Origin of the sequence: Rubellimicrobium thermophilum DSM 16684 (assembly GCF_000442315.1) — a bacterium.
Taxonomy (GTDB): Bacteria; Pseudomonadota; Alphaproteobacteria; order Rhodobacterales; family Rhodobacteraceae; genus Rubellimicrobium; species Rubellimicrobium thermophilum.
Genome location: NZ_KE557320.1, coordinates 1,229,317 through 1,235,431 on the forward strand (window position 1 = coordinate 1,229,317; position 6,115 = coordinate 1,235,431).

The 6,115-nt window shown below is 70.1% G+C and carries 6 protein-coding genes and 1 pseudogene; 2 read left to right on the top strand and 5 right to left on the bottom strand.

Annotated elements, in window-relative coordinates:
• Both RUTHE_RS06940 and RUTHE_RS06945 read right to left on the bottom strand, forming a co-directional pair.
• The coding region (locus tag RUTHE_RS06940; protein WP_021097625.1) for an arsenate reductase ArsC at positions 1–483 on the bottom strand (483 nt) is incomplete at its 3' end.
• Positions 480–824: an ArsR/SmtB family transcription factor gene (locus tag RUTHE_RS06945; RefSeq protein ID WP_021097626.1), complete on the bottom strand. Its 345-nt coding sequence runs from the start codon at positions 822–824 to the stop codon at positions 480–482. The genes RUTHE_RS06940 and RUTHE_RS06945, both read right to left, overlap by 4 nt.
• Before the next feature lie 121 nt (positions 825–945).
• Between RUTHE_RS06945 and RUTHE_RS06950 the strand changes: the two are divergent.
• Together RUTHE_RS06950 and RUTHE_RS06955 are read left to right on the top strand one after the other, a co-directional pair.
• Positions 946–2,759 (top strand): annotated as a pseudogene (locus RUTHE_RS06950) (M3 family oligoendopeptidase).
• 111 nt (positions 2,760–2,870) lie between these two features.
• Positions 2,871–3,269 (top strand): hypothetical protein, encoded by a 399-nt coding sequence (locus RUTHE_RS06955; RefSeq protein WP_021097629.1) that lies wholly within the window; start codon positions 2,871–2,873, stop codon positions 3,267–3,269.
• A 25-nt stretch (positions 3,270–3,294) separates the two neighbouring features.
• On the opposite strand, the gene RUTHE_RS06960 is transcribed toward RUTHE_RS06955, so the two are convergent.
• The 3 genes from RUTHE_RS06960 to RUTHE_RS06970 form a co-directional block, all read right to left on the bottom strand.
• Complete coding sequence (locus RUTHE_RS06960) at positions 3,295–3,981, bottom strand: NAD(P)-dependent oxidoreductase (RefSeq protein WP_021097630.1); 687 nt, start codon at positions 3,979–3,981, stop codon at positions 3,295–3,297.
• Between the two features lie 120 nt (positions 3,982–4,101).
• Positions 4,102–4,443, bottom strand: a complete 342-nt coding sequence (locus RUTHE_RS06965) for an SWIM zinc finger family protein (RefSeq protein WP_021097631.1) — start codon at positions 4,441–4,443, stop codon at positions 4,102–4,104.
• Between the two features lie 351 nt (positions 4,444–4,794).
• On the bottom strand, positions 4,795–6,115 hold a 1,321-nt coding region (locus RUTHE_RS06970), incomplete at its 5' end, for a KpsE/RkpR family capsule polysaccharide export protein (RefSeq protein WP_021097632.1).

The window sequence follows — 6,115 nt, forward strand, 5'->3', positions numbered from 1 at the left end:
TCCGATCCGTTGCAGATGCGCGCCAAGCGCGGCCCGGTCGAGGCGCTCCAGGGGCAGCGCGGCCAGGGCCTCCACCCGCTGCCGCATCCGCTCCAGCGCGGTTTCGAAGGCGGCGCGGCGCCGGTCTTCGGCCCCCTCGACCGCGGCGGGATCCTCGATCCCCCAATGCGCCCTGACCGGCTGTCCGGGCCAGAGGGGGCAGCTCTCGCCCGCTGCGGCGTCGCAGACCGTGATGACGATATCCATGCGCGGCGCGGCGGCGGCGGCGAATTCGTCCCAGGACTTGGAGCGCAGCCCCTCCGTGGGCAGGCCGGCCCGTGCCAGCACCTCGAGGGTCATCGGATGCACGGCCCCCTTCGGCCGGCTTCCGGCCGAAAAGCCGCGCAGCCTGCCCTGCCCCAGCCGGTTGACCAGCGCCTCGCCCAGGATCGAGCGGGCCGAATTGCCGGTGCAGAGGAACAGGACATTCAGGGGCTGGCTCATGGCGCGCATCCTCTCGGGGGGCAGGACGGGGTCAGGATCGCCTCGACCAGGGGGGCACAGCGATCCCGGTCGCCGCCGCAGCAATCGGCGGCCAGGAACAGGGTCAGGGCGCGCAGCCCTTCGAGACGGGCACGATAGCGCATCTCGCGTCCGCGCCGTTCCCCCATGACCAGCCCGGCCCGCACCAGAATGCCCAGATGGGTTGAAAGGGTGTTGGGCGGCACCCCCAGCGCCCGGGCCAGATCGCCGGCGGCAAGGCCCTCGGGCTCCTGCCGGATCAGCAGGCGGAAGGCCGCAAGACGGGTGGTCTGGGCCAGGGCCGAGAGGGCGGAGATGGCCATCGATTCATCCATGCTTCCCGATATGTCGAAACGTCAGCCGGGACAAGCCGCCCGGCATGGCAGCCCTTCCCCCGCCGGGCGCCGGCCGCTACATCCCGGGCAGATCAGGGAAGGACAGACCATGCCGCACCCCGCCTTCGACGCCCATGCCACAGGCGGCGACGCCGCGCTCGGCCCGCTCCCCGAATGGGATCTGTCGGATCTCTATGCCGCCCCCGATGCGCCCGAGATCCGCCGGGATCTCGACTGGCTGGAGGAGGCCTGCCGCGCCTTCGCCGCGGATTACCAGGGCCGGCTGGCCACGCTCGATGCGGCAGGCCTTCTGGGGGCCGTGCTGCGCTACGAACGCATCGAACAGGTCGCCGGGCGGCTGATGTCCTATGCCGGCCTGCGCTATTACCAGCACACGACGGATGGAGAGAGGGCCAAGTTCCTCTCCGACACGCAGGACCGCGTGACCGACTTCACCACTGCGCTGGTGTTCTGGCCGCTCGAGTTCAACCGCCTCGAGGAGGCCCATCTCGAATCCCTTCTGGGCCAGAGCCCGGAGCTGAACCGCTATCGCCCCCTCTTCGAGAGGATGCGGGCGATGAAGCCCTATCAGCTCTCCGACGAGCTGGAGCGCTTCCTGCACGACCGCTCCACCGTCGGGGCGGCGGCCTGGAACAGGCTCTTCGACGAGACCATCGCCGCCCTCACCTTCGAGGTGGAGGGCGAGACGCTCAATCTCGAGGGTGCGCTGAACTGCTGACCGACCGCGACCGCAGCCGGCGCGAGGCCGCCTTCCACGCCCTGGCCCGCGTCTTTGGCGAACAGACGCGCATCTTCGCCCGGATCCACAACACGCTGGCCAAGGAGAAGGAGATCGAGGACCGCTGGCGCGGCCTGCCCACGCCCCAGCACGCCCGCCATCTGTCGAACCATGTCGAGCCGGAGGTCGTGCAGGCCCTGCGCGATGCGGTAGTCGCCGCCTATCCCCGGCTGTCGCACCGCTATTACCGGCTCAAGGCGAAATGGCTGGGCCTCGACCGGCTGGAGGTCTGGGACCGCAACGCGCCCCTCCCCCTCGAGGAGGACCGCCGCATCCCCTGGGCCGAGGCCGAACGCACCGTCATCGAGGCCTATGCCGCCTTCGATCCCCGTCTGGCCGATCTCGCCCGGCCCTTCTTCGGACGGGGCTGGATCGATGCCGGGGTGAAGCCGGGCAAGGCGCCGGGGGCCTTTGCCCATCCCACCGTCACGGATGCGCATCCCTATGTGATGCTCAACTATCTGGGCAAGCCGCGCGATGTCATGACCCTCGCGCATGAGCTGGGTCACGGCGTGCATCAGATCCTGGCCGCCGGACAGGGCGAGCTGCTCTCGGCCACGCCCCTCACCCTCGCCGAGACGGCCAGCGTCTTCGGCGAGATGCTCACCTTCCGCAAGCTGCTGGCCGAGGCGCCGGATGCGAAGGCACGCAAGGCCCTGCTCGCCGGCAAGGTCGAGGATCAGATCAACACCGTCATCCGTCAGATCGCCTTCTACGATTTCGAATCGAAACTCCATGCGGCGCGGCGCCTCGGCGAACTGACGGTGGAGGACATCAATGCGCTCTGGATGGCGGTGCAGGCGGAATCGCTCGGCGATGCCTTCGTCTTCGCGCCGGGCTATGAAAGCTTCTGGACCTATATCCCCCATTTCGTCCACTCGCCCTTCTACGTCTATGCCTATGCCTTCGGCGACGGTCTGGTGAACGCGCTCTATGCCGTCTGGGAGGAGGGCGATCCCGACTTCCGCGACAAGTATTTCGAGATGCTCCGGGCCGGCGGCTCGCGCCATCACCGCGAGCTTCTCGCCCCCTTCGGCCTCGATGCCTCCGATCCCCGCTTCTGGGACAAGGGGCTGGCGATGATCGAACGCCTGATCGACGAGCTGGAGGCGATGGACGCCTGAGCATGGACGCCCTGATGTCGCATAAAGGCCGGATCTTGTCGCAGACAGGACAGCGCGCCGACGGGAAATTGACTAGCGCGGGGCATTCCTCCCCCTGGGTATCCCGTTCGCATGTCCCGTTCCGTCGCGGCCTTCCTGGAAAGGCAGGCCGCCCTGTTCCTTTCCGGTGATCTCGAAACCTACGCCCGATCCTTCGCCTTCCCGGCCCCGGGCTTCCTGCCTGGCGCCCCGCTCGTGATGCGGCGGCCGGAGGATCTCATCACCCCCCTCGCCCGCCTGCGCGAAACCGCCCTCGCCGCCGGCCTGCTCCATGTCGAGGCGCGGGTCTCGGCGGTGGAACTGCCGCGCAACGGCCGTCTGCGCGTCTGGTGGCGCCCCGTGTTCCACTATCCCGGCGGCGCGGATTTCGGCCTGCGCGACACGGTCTATTACCTGAGCCGCGACCGCTTCGGCGGCCTTCGGATCGAACTGGCCGAATGCGGGCTCGGCCTGACCGAGGATGCCGCCTGACCCCCTGCCCTCTCAGGCCGGCATCTCAGGCCAGCATCTCCAGCGCCACCTTCAGATTGCCTTCCTCCGCATCGGGTTCGTCGCGGACGATGAAGGGCGTCTGGCCCAGCCAGGCATCGCGGGCCGCACAGTCGAGCAGCAGCGCCGCCACATCCCCTGTCCGCGCGCGGATGAGGTGCTCGGGAAAGGGCTCCGCCCCCACCCAGGCATCGCCCGTCGCCTCGGCGTCCATGAGCCAGCCCGGCCGCACCGCCGTCCAGTCGAGCCCCGAGACGCGCAGCAGCGCCTCCATTCCCCGCATCTGATCGAGCACCCGCGTCAGCGACGGGATGACCGCGCGGCGGAACAGCACCGGCCCGCGGCTCACGGCGACGAAGGCGGCCGACATGACCACGATCCGCGGCACGCCCTCTGCCTGCATCGCCTCGACGATCCGGGCGGTTCCCTCGACATAGAGGGGCGGAGGGTCGATCAGCGTGCGCGGGTCGTTCGGCACCCCGAGACAGGAGACCACCGCATCCATCCCGCGCATGAGGGGGCGCAGATCGTCCGACAGGACATCCGCCTCGACCGCCTCCACAGCGTCGGGCAGGGCGGCCCGGTCGCGAAAGAGGCGTTCGGAGGCGCGCAGGACATGGCCGGCCGCCGCGGCCTGTTGCACCAGCCGCCGCCCGGTCGCCCCTTCCGCCCCGAAGACAAGGATCCGTCGCATGCCGTTCTCCCTTGCGGTTCGGGAGGGAAACGTTTCCCCGCCCCGTCCCGTTCCGGTCCGCCGCCCCGATCTTCCACGAGGAGCCGCGGGCGGGGATCGGCGCCCGGGATCCCGGCCCCTTCAGCCGTCGAGCTGCCGCCCCAGCCTGTCCTTGAGGCCCCGGATGGCCGCCTCGATCGCGGCCTTGCGGCTCTCCATCTCGCGCAGTTCCCCGATGAGCGCCTCGACCTCCGTTCCCCTGAGGAGATCCAGGATCGTCTCGCGATCCGGGGATCCGGGGGAACGGACATCCGACAGATCCCCGTCAAGAAGGCTCAGCCGATGCTTGCAGAGCCGGCCATTGCGGGCCGCAGGGCAGGTGCAGCGGCAGGTCAGGCGGCCGTCCTTCCGCGACAGATGAATCTCGTAGAGCTCGCCTGTCGTCCGCGAGACGACCTGACACTGAAACCCCTGACCGTCCATCGTCCGCCCCCCCCCCGATCCGCAAGATGCGCCACGGACCACAGCGATGCCGGCATGCAGCCTTTCCGGCAAGCGATTCCATCCCGTCCCGGCGCAAAGGCCGGCGCGGTAATCCCGCCTCGCCTGGGGTCATGACGCCGAGGCGGTGCTGATGAGCCTGCCGCCCCTGGCGATGTGGCCCTGAGGGCGCGGCGGGGCTCCGGGGGGATGACAGCCCCCGGTTGGAGCGGGCCGCCGCGGGCGGGGGCCAGAGCGGGGGCCAGAGCGGGGGCCGCGGGTCTGCGGCCCGTGTCCGGCGGAGCGGCGACCGCCGGAAGGGGGGTCGGGCCTGTCCCGCAGGAGGGGGCAGGGTCAGCTTGTGACCTGTTCCCGCAGGATCGAGGCGGTCAGCGACATCATCAGGTAGAGCCCGGCAGAGATCAGGAAGGCCAGAACCGTGTTCTCGAAGACGCGAGGGTAGGTTGCCTCGTCGGGCGCGACCGGCTCCACGCCGAGGCTCAGGTAACGCACCTGCCGGTTGGCCTCGATCTGGGCGGCTTCCATCTGCGTCAGGGCCTGCTGCACCAGGATCGTCTGGAAGGCGTAGTTCTCCTCGGCGACGCGCAGTTCCGTGTTGCGTGCAGCCAGCGAGGCCCCCTCTTCCGAGGCCTGGGTCATCTCCTCGCGCAGATCGGCGATCAGCCTTTCGATATTGGCGATCTGGGTGCGCAGCGCCTCCACCTGGGCCTGGTTGGGCCGGGCCACGGAGAGGCGCGTCTGCAGCTCGAGCTGGAGCCGCTGGCGCTCGGTCTCGAGCGCGCTGATCTGGCTCGTGCGGGCGGCGGTTTCGCCCACGGGGTCGATCTGGCGCACTTCCTGCTGGATCCGCAGCCAGTCGGCCAGGGCCTGGGCGCGCCGCGCCTCGGCCGCCTCATAGCTCTCGCGGGCGCCCTTCATCTGATCCTCGCGCAGGCGCTGGGTGATGGCATCCACCCGTTCCTCGGCATAGCGCAGCAGGGCCTCGCTGAACTGCTGGCTCAGATGGGGGTCGGGGGCGATGACCTCCATCTTCACGATGCCTTCGGTCGGATCGTAAGAGATCTTCACATGCTTGCGGTAGAGGTCGTAGAGCTCCTCGTTCGAGGCATCCGCCGGCAGTCGCTGGATGGGGTCGATCGAGGGATCGGAGAAGGCGGCGCGGAAGCCATGCTCGGCATCGAGGCGCTGCATCGCCTCGCGCGAGGAGAGGTAGGCCTGCACCGTCATGCTGTCCTGCTGGGTCGCCATGGAGGTGCCCTGGAACAGCCCGCCCAGCCCGGCGGCGGCCATGGCGCCCTGTGCCTCGGCCTTCTGGATGACGAATTCGGACTGGGTGGCGTACATCGGCGTGGCGACACGCGCGAAGTAGTAGCCCGCAAGAAGCGTGGGCAGCATCACGAAGACGAACAGCCGCGCCAGCAGCAGCGCCGCCCGGCGGCGGCGGCGGCGGGCGATGTCTTGCTGGATGCGCAGGATCTCGGCGGCGCGACGCTCGGCCGATTCGGGCCGGGGCTCCGATCCCGGCATGGCCGGCATGCCGGGCAGCGCCGTCCCGGGAATGGCCCGCGGCAGCGCGGCCCGCGCCCGCTGGGCGGGCATGCGGTCACGGGCGCCGGGCGCGGGCACGGCGGGGGGGGGGGGGGGGGGGGGGGGG

What these genes read in the sequence shown, in the direction of transcription:
- RUTHE_RS06945 (WP_021097626.1), bottom strand. Translation starts at nt 824, where the DNA reads ATGGCCATCTCCGCCCTCTCGGCCCTGGCCCAGACCACCCGTCTTGCG.
- RUTHE_RS06955 (WP_021097629.1), top strand. Translation starts at nt 2,871, where the DNA reads ATGTCCCGTTCCGTCGCGGCCTTCCTGGAAAGGCAGGCCGCCCTGTTC.
- RUTHE_RS06960 (WP_021097630.1), bottom strand. Translation starts at nt 3,981, where the DNA reads ATGCGACGGATCCTTGTCTTCGGGGCGGAAGGGGCGACCGGGCGGCGG.
- RUTHE_RS06965 (WP_021097631.1), bottom strand. Translation starts at nt 4,443, where the DNA reads ATGGACGGTCAGGGGTTTCAGTGTCAGGTCGTCTCGCGGACGACAGGC.